At 49.1% G+C, this 14,450-nt stretch carries 14 protein-coding genes; 10 read left to right on the top strand and 4 right to left on the bottom strand.

What is annotated here, in order from left to right:
- Positions 1-24 precede the first annotated feature (24 nt).
- The 9 genes from eno (at position 25) to rpoS (ending at position 7,650) form a co-directional block, all read left to right on the top strand.
- Entirely contained in the window at positions 25-1,308 is a 1,284-nt protein-coding gene (gene eno / locus KXJ70_RS01865; protein WP_219041757.1) for a phosphopyruvate hydratase, read from the top strand.
- A 111-nt stretch (positions 1,309-1,419) separates the two neighbouring features.
- Positions 1,420-1,698: a septum formation initiator family protein gene (locus KXJ70_RS01860; protein ID WP_219041756.1), complete on the top strand. Its 279-nt coding sequence runs from the start codon at positions 1,420-1,422 to the stop codon at positions 1,696-1,698.
- Positions 1,699-1,748: 50 nt separating this feature from the next.
- A complete protein-coding gene (ispD, locus tag KXJ70_RS01855; protein WP_219041755.1) occupies positions 1,749-2,450 on the top strand; it encodes a 2-C-methyl-D-erythritol 4-phosphate cytidylyltransferase in 702 nt (233 codons plus the stop codon).
- Positions 2,447-2,932 (top strand): 2-C-methyl-D-erythritol 2,4-cyclodiphosphate synthase, encoded by a 486-nt coding sequence (gene ispF, locus KXJ70_RS01850; RefSeq protein WP_219041754.1) that lies wholly within the window; start codon positions 2,447-2,449, stop codon positions 2,930-2,932. The genes ispD and ispF overlap by 4 nt, the downstream gene beginning before the upstream one ends.
- The gene (gene truD / locus KXJ70_RS01845; RefSeq protein WP_219041753.1) at positions 2,932-3,945 is read left to right on the top strand and encodes a tRNA pseudouridine(13) synthase TruD; all 1,014 of its coding nucleotides are present in this window, start codon (positions 2,932-2,934) and stop codon (positions 3,943-3,945) included. The genes ispF and truD overlap by 1 nt, the downstream gene beginning before the upstream one ends.
- Positions 3,946-4,012: 67 nt before the next feature.
- Complete coding sequence (locus KXJ70_RS01840; protein ID WP_219043060.1) at positions 4,013-4,654, top strand: protein-L-isoaspartate(D-aspartate) O-methyltransferase; 642 nt, start codon at positions 4,013-4,015, stop codon at positions 4,652-4,654.
- Between the two features lie 64 nt (positions 4,655-4,718).
- Positions 4,719-5,624 (top strand): DUF368 domain-containing protein, encoded by a 906-nt coding sequence (locus KXJ70_RS01835; RefSeq protein WP_219041752.1) that lies wholly within the window; start codon positions 4,719-4,721, stop codon positions 5,622-5,624.
- Between the two features lie 204 nt (positions 5,625-5,828).
- Positions 5,829-6,581 (top strand): peptidoglycan DD-metalloendopeptidase family protein, encoded by a 753-nt coding sequence (locus KXJ70_RS01830; protein ID WP_255558162.1) that lies wholly within the window; start codon positions 5,829-5,831, stop codon positions 6,579-6,581.
- A gap of 73 nt (positions 6,582-6,654) precedes the next feature.
- The gene (gene rpoS, locus KXJ70_RS01825) at positions 6,655-7,650 is read left to right on the top strand and encodes an RNA polymerase sigma factor RpoS (protein ID WP_219041751.1); all 996 of its coding nucleotides are present in this window, start codon (positions 6,655-6,657) and stop codon (positions 7,648-7,650) included.
- 81 nt (positions 7,651-7,731) lie between these two features.
- Here rpoS and fdxA read toward each other — a convergent pair whose 3' ends face one another.
- The 3 genes from fdxA to KXJ70_RS01810 all read right to left on the bottom strand — a co-directional run bounded on the left by fdxA (position 7,732) and on the right by KXJ70_RS01810 (position 11,649).
- The gene (gene fdxA / locus KXJ70_RS01820) at positions 7,732-8,055 is read right to left on the bottom strand and encodes a ferredoxin FdxA (RefSeq protein ID WP_219041750.1); all 324 of its coding nucleotides are present in this window, start codon (positions 8,053-8,055) and stop codon (positions 7,732-7,734) included.
- 150 nt (positions 8,056-8,205) lie between these two features.
- Positions 8,206-10,788, bottom strand: coding sequence for a DNA mismatch repair protein MutS (mutS, locus tag KXJ70_RS01815; protein ID WP_219041749.1), 2,583 nt, complete (start codon positions 10,786-10,788; stop codon positions 8,206-8,208).
- A 168-nt stretch (positions 10,789-10,956) separates the two neighbouring features.
- Entirely contained in the window at positions 10,957-11,649 is a 693-nt protein-coding gene (locus KXJ70_RS01810; RefSeq protein WP_219041748.1) for a spermidine synthase, read from the bottom strand.
- Between the two features lie 435 nt (positions 11,650-12,084).
- Between KXJ70_RS01810 and recA the strand changes: the two genes are divergently transcribed.
- On the top strand, positions 12,085-13,113 hold the full coding sequence (gene recA / locus KXJ70_RS01805) for a recombinase RecA (protein WP_219041747.1): 1,029 nt from the start codon (positions 12,085-12,087) through the stop codon (positions 13,111-13,113).
- A gap of 110 nt (positions 13,114-13,223) precedes the next feature.
- On the opposite strand, the gene KXJ70_RS01800 is transcribed toward recA, so the two are convergent.
- On the bottom strand, positions 13,224-14,381 hold the full coding sequence (locus tag KXJ70_RS01800; protein ID WP_219041746.1) for a PilT/PilU family type 4a pilus ATPase: 1,158 nt from the start codon (positions 14,379-14,381) through the stop codon (positions 13,224-13,226).
- Positions 14,382-14,450 lie beyond the last annotated feature (69 nt).

The raw sequence follows: 14,450 nt of genomic DNA, 5'->3' as shown, positions 1-14,450 counted from the left end.
TGACTTAAGACGGAGAAAACTCACATGGCAGAGATTGTCGATATCAAGGCGTTTGAAGTGTTGGATTCACGGGGAAACCCCACTGTTGAGGCAGATGTCGTATTGGCATCGGGCGCCGTAGGCAGTGCCTGTGCTCCTTCCGGCGCGTCGACAGGCTCGCGCGAAGCCTTGGAATTACGCGACGGCGATAAGTCGCGTTACCTGGGTAAGGGTGTACTAAAGGCGGTTGCAAATATAAATACTACAATCCGCGATTTGTTGATGGGAATGGATGCTGAAGACCAGCGTGCCATCGACAATGCCATGATTGAGGCAGACGGCACTGAGAGTAAATCTGTGTTGGGTGCAAACGCAATTTTGGCTGTGTCATTGGCCGCGGCGAAAGCGGTAGCGATTGAAAAAGGTATCCCTTTGTATCAACGCATCGCACAAATTAATGGCACCGAAGGGCAGTACACCATGCCCGTGCCAATGATGAATATCATCAATGGCGGTGAGCACGCTGATAACAACGTTGATATCCAGGAATTTATGATTCAGCCAGTGGGTGCAGAAACCTTTGCTGAAGCACTGCGCCAAGGCGCTGAAATTTTCCACTCATTGAAGAAAGTATTGGTTGCCCGCGGCTTGAATACAGCGGTGGGTGATGAAGGCGGTTTTGCGCCGAACTTGCCCTCGAATGAGGCAGCGCTTGAAGCCATCGCAGAAGCGGTTGCAAATGCCGGCTATGAACTGGGTAAGGATATTACCTTGGCGCTTGATTGCGCTTCGTCAGAATTTTACAAAAATGGTAAATATTCTCTAAGTGGCGAAGGTAAAGAATTTGACGCAGAAGGTTTTGCCGCTTACCTAGATGAGTTAAGCCAAAAATACCCCATTATCTCTATTGAAGACGGTATGGACGAAAGCGATTGGGAGGGTTGGGCTGCCCTGACTCGTCGTATCGGCGACCGAGTGCAATTGGTTGGTGACGATTTGTTTGTGACCAATACCAAGATTTTAAAACGTGGCATAGATAACAATATTGCCAACTCGATTCTGATTAAATTTAATCAGATTGGTTCGCTGACTGAAACGCTAGATGCGATCAAAATGGCCAAGGAAGCTGGTTACACTGCGGTTATATCTCATCGCTCCGGGGAGACTGAAGATACCACTATTGCTGATTTAGCGGTGGCAACTTCTGCTGGACAGATTAAGACCGGTTCACTGTGTCGCTCTGATCGTGTTGCCAAGTACAACCGTCTGCTGCGTATTGAAGCCGAGCTAGGCGCGGCTTACCGCGGTCGGGATGAATTCCGAGCGTAATAAAATAAGGGGCGGCAGTAGCCGCCTTCTTTGTTTATAGTGCTCATTACTTTTTTATTGGACGTCGTTCTGGATTAGGATGAACATCAATATCCCTTTAAAGGGCTTGCTATGACTCGCCGTCGGCTATTTTATTTGCTGCTGGTAATACTTGTCATGTTGCAAGTTCGGCTTTGGACTGGCACTGGCAGCTGGGAACAGATTGCCAGCTTGCGTCGAGATATTGCCGTTCAAAAAAATACTAACAGCGAGTTAGAGCTGCGCAATGAGCGATTGCATGGCGAGGTGCGCAGCTTGAAGCATGACTTGGATAGTATTGAGGAGCGCGCCCGCAACGATATGGGCTTGATTAAATCTGGTGAGACTTTTTATCTCATTGTCGATGAATAGATACTTATATAAGAAGAATAATAGCTTGATTAGTAACAGGCAGAACGTCAGTGATAAATAAGCCGCGCCTATGGGCGGTTATCCCGGCTGCTGGAAGTGGCGCACGTTTTGGTGCTGCGCTGCCAAAGCAGTACCTAAAGCTCGCTGATAAAACCGTTATTGAACACAGTATTTCAAAATTGTTGATGCATAGCGATATTGCCGCCATTGCTGTGGCATTGCATCCCGACGATCATTTTTTTTCTTCCTTATCTTGTGCGAACGACTCGCGGGTGTTGCGTGTTGATGGCGGAAGCGAACGAGCACATTCGGTAGCGAATGCCTTAGCTGCCTTGGAAAAGGCGGCCGATTCAGATTGGGTGTTGGTGCACGATGCGGCACGTCCCTGTGTTTCGAATCGGGATATAAAAAGGCTTATAGAATTGGGTTGTGCGCATTCGGTGGGTGCTATTTTAGCGTCGCCAGTGGTTGATACCGTAAAACGCAGTACCGCATTGGGGGAAATTGCTGAGACAGTTGATCGCAAGGATATATGGCGGGCGCTGACCCCGCAGCTGTTTCGCTATGGTGACCTGCGAGATGCGTTGCGCTTTTGCCATGACCAACAGTTGCTGGTGACTGATGAAGCGTCTGCGTTAGAGCACTGTGGCCGTCAACCCTTGTTGGTGGAGGGCAGCCCTCGCAATATTAAAATTACTTACCCAGACGATCTCGCTATTGCCGAGGTGTTTCTGCGTGGAGAAGAACAATGAGCGCTATTCGCATTGGTCATGGCTACGATGTGCACCGCATTGAATCAGGGGAGGGTATCAGTTTATGTGGTGTCCGCATCCCATGTCAGTGGCGATTAATTGCTCACTCGGATGGCGATGTTGCACTCCACGCGCTGTGCGATGCCATGCTCGGTGCTTTAGCCTTGGGAGATATCGGCAAACATTTTCCAGATAGCGATCCGCAGTATGCGGGGGCCGATAGTAAAGTGCTGCTGCAGCATTGCTACAAATTAGTCTTAGGTCAGGGGTATTGTCTCGGTAACGCTGATCTCACCATTGCGGCTCAACAGCCCAAATTAGCACCCTATATTTTGGCAATGCGCGAATCTATTGCTAATACCTTAGGTGTTTTAGCTTCCAATATCAGCGTGAAAGCTACTACCACGGAAAAACTAGGATTTGTCGGGCGCAGTGAAGGTGTTGCAGTGGATGCAGTGGTGTTGTTGGAGCGAGCAGAGTAATGCAGCTAGCTGATTGGCCCCGAGCGCAAGGTTTGCCCACGGTGTCTGGTTTACTAAAAGCCAGACCTGAGGATTTTGTTGTCGAGGAGGTGTTTGATCTCGAGTTCAGTGACGATGGTGAATTCGACTGGTTGTGGATTGAAAAATGCGGCGACAATACCGAGTACGTTGCACGGCAATTGGCAAGAGTGGCCGGGGTTCAGCCGCGGGCGGTAACGTATTCTGGCCAGAAAGATCGTCACGCGGTAACGCGACAATGGTTTTGCGTGCATTTGCCGGGGAAAAATAAACCTGAGTGGGTCGTGCCGGAAAATGAGAGTTGGAAGATTTTACGGCAGGGTCGTCATCGCCAAAAACTGCGTCTGGGAAGCCACCGCTATAATCGCTTTATTCTCCGTTTAACGGATTTAAAGGGTGATTTCGCAGACCTAGAGGCAAGACTGCCAATAGCTGGGCAAGGCTTTCCGAACTATTTCGGCGAGCAGCGATTTGGCCATGGGGGCGGCAATATTGATGCCTGTCGGCAATGGTTTGCCGGTGACTTAAGTCCGGGACGATTCGATCGCGGCATGTATTTATCCGCTGCACGATCGCTAATTTTCAATACGGTATTGGCAGCGCGTGTCAACGCAGAAAATTGGCAGCGCGGTTTGGACGGCGATGTATTTTCATTGCGCGATAGTGGCAGCGTGTTTTTGGCAGAAATAGATGCTGACATAGTTCAGCGCCTAAGCGAAGGCGATATTCACCCCAGCGGGCCACTTTATGGCAGCGCGAGTAAGGTCGCTGTGAGTGGCGCTGTCGCGCAGCTTGAAGAAAAGGTGTTTGGCGAATTCGCTGATCTATGTGCGGGCCTGCTGAAGAATAATTTAAGGATGGAGCGACGCGCTCTGCGAACCGTTCCAAAAGACTTGCAGTGGCAGCAAATCGATAAGCAGTCCATAGAACTAGCATTTTCACTACCTAGGGGCTGTTTCGCTACCGCGCTTGTGCGAGAATTAATCCATTACTAGGGGCTTTTTCGGCTCTGATGTTTATTGAGAAGACACGGTGACAATTTTAAATTTGCAAGGCATAGGGATGACGTCTCAGCGAACGCGAGATCGTTTGATCGAGCGTTTGACAGAACAAGGGATTATCGACAAGGCCGTATTGAATGTGATACGGGGGACTCCCCGCCATATTTTTCTTGATGAAGCCCTGTCGCACCGTGCCTACGAAGACAGCTCTCTGCCGATAGGCTTTCAGCAAACCCTTTCTCAGCCTTATATTGTTGCTCGTATGACCGAGTTACTACTCGCAAACGGACCTCGAACCCGTGTGTTAGAAGTGGGGACGGGGTCAGGTTATCAAACCGCGATTCTCGCCCAAATGGTAGAGCGGGTATTTAGTGTAGAGCGTATTCGACCCTTACAAGAAAAGGCGCGGCAGCGTCTGCGTCAACTCGGCTTACACAATGTACATTTGCGTCACGCCGATGGCGGTATGGGTTGGAAAGATCGCGGCCCGTTTGACGCCATACTCTCTGCGGCGGCGCCGGAGCAAGTGCCCGCGGAATTGTTGGAGCAATTGGCAATGGGAGGGCGTTTGGTAATACCGGTTGGGCCAGTGGGTAAACAGCAATCATTATATGTATACGACAAAACCGAAGATGGTATTGAAGAGCAGCTAATCGAGCCGGTGTTATTTGTGCCGATGGTGGCGGGCGTTGTAGTTGCTTAATTTGTTGTGTGACGTTGTTGTGTAAATTGATTAAAACTTAGCTGGTAGTTAAAAAGGGCGTTTGATGAAGGGGTTTTCTCTAGGCGTATTTGTTCGCGGTATCGCAATGGGTGCCGCTGATGTAGTGCCAGGTGTTTCTGGCGGTACGGTTGCGTTTATTACTGGTATCTATGACCAGCTGATTGAGAGCCTTAAAGCATGTAATCTGCAAGCACTTCAACTCCTGTTTAAGTCTGGTCCAATCGCGTGTTGGCAATATATCAACGGTGGGTTTCTGCTGAGCTTAGTGCTGGGAATTGCCGTGAGTGTGGCGTCTCTAGCGCGCGTGATTTCCTACGGTTTGGAAGAGCATCCACTGCCATTGGCTGCACTATTCTTTGGTTTGATTCTCGCTTCGGCTCTCATCGTTTTTCGCCAAATACCGCAAAGTAGCCGACACATTGGCTGGTTGTTCTTCGGTATTGTATTTGCTGTTGTGATCGGTGAGATTCGCCCTGCAGAAATTGCCGCAACACCGTTGTCCTTGTTTTTATCGGGTGCTTTAGCGATATGCGCAATGATTTTGCCGGGAATATCGGGTAGTTTTATTCTACTGCTGCTGGGGATGTATGAGCCGGTGATAGGTGCAATTAAGCAATTTAATATAGTGTCGCTACTGAGCTTTATGGCCGGTTGTGCTGTCGGACTAATGTTATTTGTTCGCTTGCTGTCGTGGTTGATGCATCACCATCGACCGCAGTTGTTGGCTTCTTTGACGGGAATACTGCTGGGCTCATTGACGATAATTTGGCCTTGGAAGCTCGATGCGCAAGGGCAATTATTGGCTGAGTCGCTAGCGCCTGGTTGGCAGAATGTTTTGCCTTGGGAATATGCCCATATTGCTGATCCGAAATTGTTGGCATCGTCGCTAATTGCTGTGGCCGGGGTGTTTTTAGTCTTAGTTGTTGAGAAAATAGCGAAAAACGAGTGATATTTTAAGACTGTTTTTTTCTATTACGTGCTTTTGAAAGTACTTTTAGTAATCAGGGAGCCACGCCGGCGGCTCATCGTAGTATGAGTACACATTATTTGATGTGGGTTTAGTGTTACTTCTTTAGCAAAAAAGGCTTATTTTTGTGCTTATAAAGACGGATACACGATGGCTATGCTGAGATATTTTTTCGGCATAATCACCTTGGTTTTAAGTGTTACAGCTTGCACTACAAGTGGCGGTTCTGCGCCTGTTTCTGATCGTTATAATCCCTCTGAGCGTCCACCTCCGTATTATGTTGTCAGTGCTGGCGATACGCTTTTTTCAATTGCATGGCGTTACGGATTCAATGTTAAAGGGTTAGCGACTGCTAACAAATTGGCTCCGCCTTATACAATTTATCCCGGTCAAGCCTTGGTACTTCAAGAAAGTACGCGAGTCATTGCTGCTGCAGCCAAGCCGGCTCCAACGAAAAATAAGCCATCCACGAGCAAGGCGCGTGTGACGCCAAGTAAGCCTGTTGCGGCGGCAAAAGTGCCCATTCCAAAACCTGCAATTAAATCAATCCCGGCAGTTTTGGATTCAAGCGAGGCTTGGCGCTGGCCGATTTCAGGTCCCCTGGTTCGATCTTTTGTGGCGACTGGACAAGAGCATAAAGGTATTGATATTAAAGGCAAAATGGGTGAGCCTGTACGTGCAGCAAAGGCAGGCGTGGTGGTGTATTCGGGAAGTGGTTTAGTAGGTTATGGCAATCTATTAATTCTCAAACACTCTGATCGCTATTTAAGTGCCTATGGGCACAACCGACGTTTATTAGTCAAAGAGGGGGACAGCGTAAAGGCGGGTGCAGTTATCGCAGAGCTAGGCGATAGCGGTACAGATTCGCCAAAAGTACATTTTGAAGTTCGTATAGACGGAAAACCGGTTGATCCTTTGAGACTGCTTCCTAGGCGCTGAACGCCATTACGATCAGGAGATTGTCTTAAGTTTCACCCAAGTCGAGCAATAAAACGAAAATAAGGATTCGACGATGCGGGTATATGAAGAAAGTAATAATTATCGTTCTAGTTTAATTGAAATACCAAATGATGAAGATGCAAGTAGCGATGACTTTATTGCAGAACCCCCGGTAACAAAGGCTGCAAAAGCCACTAAATCCCCTCGCGCTCGAAGGCAGAGCACAGATCTTGATGCAACGCAGATGTACCTCAGTGAAATTGGATTTTCGCCGCTGCTAAGCGCCGAAGAGGAAGTCCATTTCGCGCGTCTTGCGCGCAAAGGCGATCAGGCCGGTCGCAAACGCATGATTGAAAGTAATCTGCGGCTGGTTGTAAAAATTTCCCGACGATACCTAAACCGTGGTTTGAGTCTTCTCGATTTAGTTGAGGAGGGTAATCTCGGCTTAATTCGTGCGGTAGAGAAATTTGATCCGGAGCGTGGTTTTCGCTTTTCTACCTATGCCACATGGTGGATAAGGCAAACCATTGAACGGGCGATCATGAACCAGACAAGAACCATTCGCTTACCGATTCACGTAGTGAAAGAGCTGAATAGCTATTTGCGGGCGGAGCGAGAGCTCACTCAAAAGCTAGATCACATGCCATCGCCTGAAGAGATGGCTGAAGCCCTTGATCGTCCGGTGTCTGAGGCAAAACGCTTATGCGGGCTTAAGGATCGAGTTGGCTCCGTAGATGTGCCCCTGGCTCAAGATTCCGATCAGGTTTTGCTTGATACGATCGCCGATACGCAAGCTTTAAATCCCAGTGATATTTTGCAGGGCGAAGATTTGTCTAGCAGTATTGATGAATGGCTTGACGAGTTGAGTGTAAAGCAGCGCGAAGTGGTCGTTCGCCGGTTCGGCTTACGGGGACATGAATCGTCGACGCTGGAAGAGGTCGGACGTGAAATTGGCTTAACGCGCGAGCGCGTAAGACAAATTCAGGTAGAGGCTTTAAAAAGTATGCGAGTGCTTTTTGAAGCGAATGGTCTCAGTGCCGCTTCGCTGTTTGCAGAGGACTTTAATTAGTTTTCTGTGATTAGAGTTCGCAAAACTAAAAAAGCCCGCTATTGCGGGCTTTTTTAGTTCTATCAATGTCCTTGGCGATGCTTAGCGCTCAAGGTATTGAAGCTTGTCGGGTTTGCCAGCCCAGTCCTCTGCGTCGGCAGGAGGGGTTTTCATCTCGGTGATGTTTGGCCACACTTCCGCAAGTTCCGCGTTCAATTCCAGAAATACTTGCTGGTCATCTGGCAGCTCGTCTTCAGAAAATATGGCATTTACTGGACATTCTGGTTCGCACAATGCGCAGTCAATACACTCGTCAGGATGAATTACGAGGAAGTTCGGGCCTTCGTAAAAACAGTCTACCGGACAAACCTCAACACAATCTGTATGTTTGCACTTGATGCAATCTTCGCCTACAACAAAAGTCATTTCTGGTCAGCCCCTTTTAATCCTGACTTGGGTGGTAATTCTTTGAGCGGCGTATTGTAACACCAGTGAAAAAAATCGGTATAGCCTAAGTCTTAACAATAATTTATATGTGCCTAATCGTTTTTACCCCTTAGTCATTTAATTCGCGTTTTAAGACAGCTTAGCCTTTAAGGCATACAGTAATTCATGGGCTTGGCGAGGGCTCAGGCTATCGGGGTCAATTTCGTCTAGTGCCTCAATGATAGGGTGTTCTGCGGTTGGCATGGCAAATAAATCTGTTTGAGGCCCTGCGGTGACTAGCTGGCCGTGGCCGATGGCTTGATTCTCGAGCTCTTGTAGTTTGATTTTAGCGGCGCGAACCACATTGGCGGGAATGCCGGCGAGTTTAGCGACCTGTAAACCATAGCTGCGGTTGGCAGGGCCCTCTTCAACACGGTGTAGAAAGACAATATGGTCATTGTGCTCGGTTACGCCAAGGTGGACATTCGCGGCCTTGGGGTAGGTTTCTGGTAATACGGTGAGTTCGAAGTAATGGGTGGCGAATAGTGTAAAGCCCTGCACGCGGTCAGCCAGGTCTATGGCGCAAGCCCAGGCGAGCGATAGGCCGTCAAAGGTGCTGGTGCCGCGACCTATTTCGTCCATCAGGATTAAGCTTTTATCCGTAGCATTGTGCAGGATATTTGCGGTCTCGGTCATTTCCACCATAAACGTCGAGCGTCCGCCGGCGAGGTCGTCGGAGGAACCTATTCGGGTGAATATCTGATCCACCAAGCTCAGTTTGACGGCTTTTGCAGGTACAAAACTGCCGATATGAGCTAGCAGCACTATCAATGCTGTCTGACGCATATAGGTCGATTTACCGCCCATGTTTGGGCCGGTAATAATCAGTGTGCGTCGGTCTTCGGCGAGTTTTAGGTCGTTGGCAATAAACGGGTCGTCGAGCACGCTTTCGACAACGGGGTGTCGGCCTTGCTCGATATCTAATATAGGCTCGTTGCAAAATTGTGGCTGGCACAGCTCTAACTGCACCGCACGCTCTGCAAGGTTGGCAATGACATCTAGTTCGCACAGCGCCTGCGAGCAAACTTGCAGCGTATTTAATTCGGCGTTGACCGCGTCTAGGAGTAACTCATAAAGATGTTTTTCCCGCGCCAGTGCCCGGCTTTTGCTGCTGAGGGCTTTGTCTTCAAAGGTTTTTAATTCTGGCGTAATAAAGCGCTCGGCATTTTTGAGCGTTTGTCTGCGGATATACTCGACCGGCGCTTGCGCAGCCTGCAGTTTGCTTATTTCTATGTAGTAGCCGTGTACGCGGTTATAGCCGACTTTAAGGGTGCTGAGCCCTGTTTTTTCGCGCTCTCGGCGCTCCATTGCTAGTAGAAATTCTCCGGCGTCGCTACTCAAGCTTCGCAATTCGTCCAGTTCGCTGTCGTAGCCTTCAGCGATAACGCCACCATCCCTCAACACCATTGGCGGATTTTCTGCTACTGCGCGGGCCAGCAGGTCGTCGAGTGCCGGAAATTCACTCACTTCGTTTCGCAGATTAATTAGGTAGGGAATGTCGAAGTGCTTTAGCTGACTTTGCAGTAAAGGCAGTGTCGCCAGTGAGCGCTGCAAGCGCGAAAGATCGCGGGGACGCGCAGAGCGCAGTGCCACCCGCGATAAAATACGTTCAAGGTCGCCTATCTGTTTTAGCGTGTCTCGCACCGATTCAAAGTGGTAGTCCTCAATAAGGCCAATAACGCCACTTTGTCGCGCATTTAGAGTGGACTGATCGCGCAGTGGGCGATGTAGCCAGCGGCGCAGCAAACGGCTTCCCATCGCGGTTTGGCAGCGGTCAAACACCGAGGCGAGGGTGTTCTCAGTACCACCGCCTAGATTGATATCAAGTTCTAAATTGCGGCGTGTAGCCGCGTCCATTGCCACCGCATCATCGCGAGATTCATGTTTGAGTTGATTGATGTGGGGAAGCGCGCTGCGCTGGGTGTCTTTGACGTATTGCAGCAGGCAACCCGCTGCGCCGATACCCTGGCTTAAGGTGTCGCAACCAAACCCGGCTAGGTCTTGTACCCCGAAATGCTGACATAGACCGCGGGTGGCGGCGTCAATATCGAACTCCCATGGCGGTAAGCGCCGCAGTCCCGGTAATTTGGGCATATCGTCTAAAACAATATCTTCAGACATCAGTAGCTCTGCGGGGCGCAGGCGCTGCAGTTCGCCTAGGAAAGCGGCTTGTCCGAGCACTTCAAATACGTGGAAGCGTCCGCTACTCATATCTAACACGGCAACGCCGATTTGTTGGCCGAGATTACAAGCCGCTAGCAGCAGGGCGTCTTTTCTTTCATCTAATAAGGCTTCGTCGCTAATTGTTCCCGGTGTGACGATTCGGGCGACGGCGCGTTCTACAGGGCCTTTGCTGGTTGCTGGGTCGCCGATTTGCTCGCAAATGGCCACTGACCAGCCACCTTTAACGAGCTTGGCTAGATAGCCTTCTGCTGCGTGGTGGGGCACGCCACACATTGGTATGGGCTTGCCGCCTGATTTACCTCTTGCGGTTAAGGTAATATCGAGAAGTTCTGATGCGCGTTTGGCGTCGTCAAAAAAAAGCTCGTAAAAATCGCCCATACGATAGAACACAATTTCGTTGGGGTGCTCGGCTTTAATTTTTAGGTACTGCTGCATCATGGGCGTGTGGCCCGGATCTATGGCGCTGCTAATATTTGCGTCAATGGTCATAGCGGTGGCTTATGCTCTGTGTGTTTGTGCGCTAAACGACGTTGTATAAAAATGTTGAGATCGAATATCGTTGTCTGGATGTGTGGCGCTGAATAAAGAGCGCAAGGATAGCAAATCAAATATAAAACCACTACGCAGGGCGTCGTTGATTGCCCTCGTTTGCTAAATTTACTCCGATGCCCGCCACGGCTTTTGGGCGAGAAATATGGTGTGACGACTTCCCTTGCCGGGGCGCGCGCGAACGGTGTGAATAGATACCTTAAAACGGGCTTTTTTTAGACGAATCGCAAACATGCTGTCTGCGCCGGCTGACCAAATTGCCAGCATTCCCTCTGGGCGTAAAGTCCTGGAGATGGATTCCAGTCCTTGCTGTGAATACAGCCAATTATTATCGGTGTGGGTCAGGCCTTCAGGGCCGTTGTCTACGTCTAGCAATATGGCGTCGTATTGCTCATGTTGATTCTCAAGCAGTTCGGCAACATCGCCCAAGACTACCTTGGTGCGGGGATCGCGCAGGGGGTTTTGTGCGCAATCACCCAGAGGCCCCTTATTCCATTCAACGACTTCCGGAATAAGTTCGGCCACTGTGACCTGAGCGCTAGCGGCGACCGCTTGCAAGGTCGCGGAAAGGGTGTAGCCCATGCCTAGTCCGCCGACCAACACATGCGCATCGCTTTTATCTTTTATTAAGGCGCAGCCTAACTCTGCTAGTATCTGTTCGGAATTGTAAATGCGGCTATTCATCAATTCACCACGCACCCCAGACAGGCGTATCGAAAACTCTTCGCCGCGTTGCGATAATTGTAATTCACCGCCATTGTTCGGTATCTGCGCGATACCAAGTTTTTTCCAGGGAATCATAGATTTTGCCGGTGAGTTAATTAAAGGTGATTTTTTTGGGACGCGAACTTTAGCACAGTTCCTTATCAGGCGATTACCTAGGCGTTAATATGTGTCTCCTAGCAGCTTGTTGATTTTCTATCTGTGCAGCCAATGCTGCGTTAAAAACGGACTCAAATCGGTCATTTATGGGGTATAAACTCCCATATTTCGACCGCTTTTATCGGGGAGGCCTTCCGCTTGCATTGGCTTCCTCGAAAACGAAAATCAACAAGCTGCTAGGGCGCGGATACCGCAATTGGCGCATTGTTTTCATTAAAGTGGATGGCGGCGAAAGAAATTGCGTTATGCCATTGACAAGCGCTTGCATAATACTGATCATATATACAGTGTATGGCTGGATGTAGATTTAAGTCATCGTAATTAATATCAACCTCCACAAAGGGTAGAAAGCACATGGATCCGAATAAACAGAAAGCACTGGAGTCAGCGCTGGGTCAGATTGAACGTCAGTTTGGCAAGGGTTCGATCATGAAAATGGGCGACAGCTCACGGGAAGTGATGCCCTCGGTTTCAACGGGTTCCTTGGGCCTCGATATCGCGCTAGGCATTGGCGGTTTACCCTACGGTCGTATTGTGGAGATCTACGGACCTGAATCATCAGGCAAAACAACCCTGTGTTTGCAAGTTATGGCTGAAGCGCAAAAAGCGGGCAAAACCGTCGCCATAGTCGATGCTGAGCACGCACTTGATCCGCAGTACGCCGAAAAACTCGGTGTTAATCTCGACGACTTATTGGTGTCTCAGCCAGACACAGGTGAGCAGGCTCTAGAAATTACAGATATGCTGGTGCGTTCCGGTTCGGTTGACGTGATTGTTATCGACTCGGTAGCGGCCTTAGTGCCAAAAGCGGAAATCGAAGGTGATATGGGTGACTCCCATGTTGGTTTGCAGGCGCGCTTAATGTCGCAAGCCCTGCGTAAATTGACCGGCAGCATCAAGCAGACCAATACGCTGGTTATCTTTATCAACCAGATCCGTATGAAAATTGGTGTCATGTTTGGCAACCCAGAAACCACCTCGGGTGGTAACGCACTCAAGTTCTACGCATCGGTTCGCTTGGATATTCGCCGAATCGGCGCAGTGAAAGAGGGTGAAGAGGTCACTGGTAATGAAACTCGCGTAAAAGTGGTGAAGAACAAGGTATCGCCACCATTTAAGCAAGCTGAGTTCCAAATCTTATATGGTCGCGGCATCTACCATATGGGTGAAGTAATCGATCTAGGTGTTAAGCTCGGGTTAGTAGATAAATCCGGCGCATGGTACGCCTATAAAGGCGACAAGATCGGTCAAGGCAAGGCAAATGCCGCTAAATACCTATCGGAAAATCCTGAAGCCGCCGCGGAAATTGAAGCGAATATTCGCGAACAGTTACTGCCAAAGCCAACGGGGAAGAAAGTGCAGGAAGAAGTGGCTGCTGAATAAGCCAGCTAAGCGGCAAAGCAAAATGGCTATGAGTTATTTTGTTTTGCCGCTAAGCTGCTTTCTCATTGTGTTTGTAATCTACCTTTAGTATATCTACCAACTAATCACTTCTAGTTTTGCTCGTCTTCATCGGTTTCAATGCTAAGCGAGAAGGTATTTTGCTTTTCTTCTTTAGCGACGTCCTCGACACTTCCCTCTGGAATACCACGGCTGCTGCGAAGCTTTATTTGCAGGCGTAGGTTGTTCGCAGAATCTGCATTCTTTAGTGCGTCTTCAAAGGATATTTTGCCGCTTTCGTAGAGTTTGAATAATGCGGAATCGAAGGTTTGCATCCCTAAATTTTCGGATTTGCTCATTATTTCCTTGATGGTTTCTATCTCGCCCTTGTGGATTGCCTGTGCAACCGTAGGCGTGCCCAGCAGTATTTCTATCGCGGCGGCGCGCTTACCATCTTCAGTCGGAACCAAACGCTGGGATACAAAGCACTTTAAATTGAGCGACAGGTCGAGTAGTAATTGATTACGTCTCTCTTCCGGAAAGAAGTTAATAATGCGATCTAGCGCTTGGTTTGCGTTGTTGGCATGGAGGGTAGAGATACAAAGATGCCCTGTCTCTGCAAAAGCAAGAGCGTGCTCCATGGTTTCGCGGTCGCGAATCTCGCCGATAAGAATAACGTCTGGTGCTTGGCGCAGGGTGTTTTTCAATGCCTGATGAAAGCTTCTGGTATCCATCCCGATTTCGCGCTGATTGATGATGCTGCGCTTGTGCCGATGAAGAAACTCAATGGGATCTTCAATGGTAATGATATGACCGCTACTGTTGGTGTTGCGGTGATCGATCAGAGCGGCAAGTGAAGTGGATTTACCCGAGCCGGTCGCACCGACGAACAAGACTAAACCGCGTTTCGTCATAATGACGTCTTTTAATATTGGCGGCAGGCCCAGCGCGTCAACATTGGGGATCTCGGTAACGATATTTCGGGCTACTATCGAAATTTCATTTCGCTGCTTAAATATATTTACGCGGAAACGGCCCACTCTCGGAATATGGTAAGCCAAGTTCATCTCTAATTCTTGTTCAAACTCAATGATTTGCTCGCTATCCATAATGGCGTAGGCGATTGCTTTGATGTCTCCAGGCAGAAAGGGTTCTTTCTGCAGTGGCTTGAGCTTGCCATGGAACTTCGCACAAGGTGGCGCTCCTGTGCTCAGAAATAAATCAGAACCGTCGTTTTTAGCGAGAAGGGTAAGGTAGTCATCAAAAGTCATATTTCGCAATCACCGATTTGTTATGGCGTTATCATTATAGGCTAACGCCATTTTCACAGATGATAGAAT

Source organism: Zhongshania aquimaris (assembly GCF_019312595.1).
Taxonomy (GTDB): Bacteria; Pseudomonadota; Gammaproteobacteria; order Pseudomonadales; family Spongiibacteraceae; genus Spongiibacter; species Spongiibacter aquimaris.
This window is presented reverse-complemented; position numbering and strand designations above follow the sequence as displayed.

Coding starts and splice junctions, on each gene's coding strand:
- eno (WP_219041757.1), top strand. CDS start 25: ATGGCAGAGATTGTCGATATCAAGGCGTTTGAAGTGTTGGATTCACGG.
- KXJ70_RS01860 (WP_219041756.1), top strand. CDS start 1,420: ATGACTCGCCGTCGGCTATTTTATTTGCTGCTGGTAATACTTGTCATG.
- ispF (WP_219041754.1), top strand. CDS start 2,447: ATGAGCGCTATTCGCATTGGTCATGGCTACGATGTGCACCGCATTGAA.
- truD (WP_219041753.1), top strand. CDS start 2,932: ATGCAGCTAGCTGATTGGCCCCGAGCGCAAGGTTTGCCCACGGTGTCT.
- KXJ70_RS01840 (WP_219043060.1), top strand. CDS start 4,013: ATGACGTCTCAGCGAACGCGAGATCGTTTGATCGAGCGTTTGACAGAA.
- KXJ70_RS01835 (WP_219041752.1), top strand. CDS start 4,719: ATGAAGGGGTTTTCTCTAGGCGTATTTGTTCGCGGTATCGCAATGGGT.
- rpoS (WP_219041751.1), top strand. CDS start 6,655: ATGCGGGTATATGAAGAAAGTAATAATTATCGTTCTAGTTTAATTGAA.
- fdxA (WP_219041750.1), bottom strand. CDS start 8,055: ATGACTTTTGTTGTAGGCGAAGATTGCATCAAGTGCAAACATACAGAT.
- mutS (WP_219041749.1), bottom strand. CDS start 10,788: ATGACCATTGACGCAAATATTAGCAGCGCCATAGATCCGGGCCACACG.
- KXJ70_RS01810 (WP_219041748.1), bottom strand. CDS start 11,649: ATGATTCCCTGGAAAAAACTTGGTATCGCGCAGATACCGAACAATGGC.
- recA (WP_219041747.1), top strand. CDS start 12,085: ATGGATCCGAATAAACAGAAAGCACTGGAGTCAGCGCTGGGTCAGATT.
- KXJ70_RS01800 (WP_219041746.1), bottom strand. CDS start 14,381: ATGACTTTTGATGACTACCTTACCCTTCTCGCTAAAAACGACGGTTCT.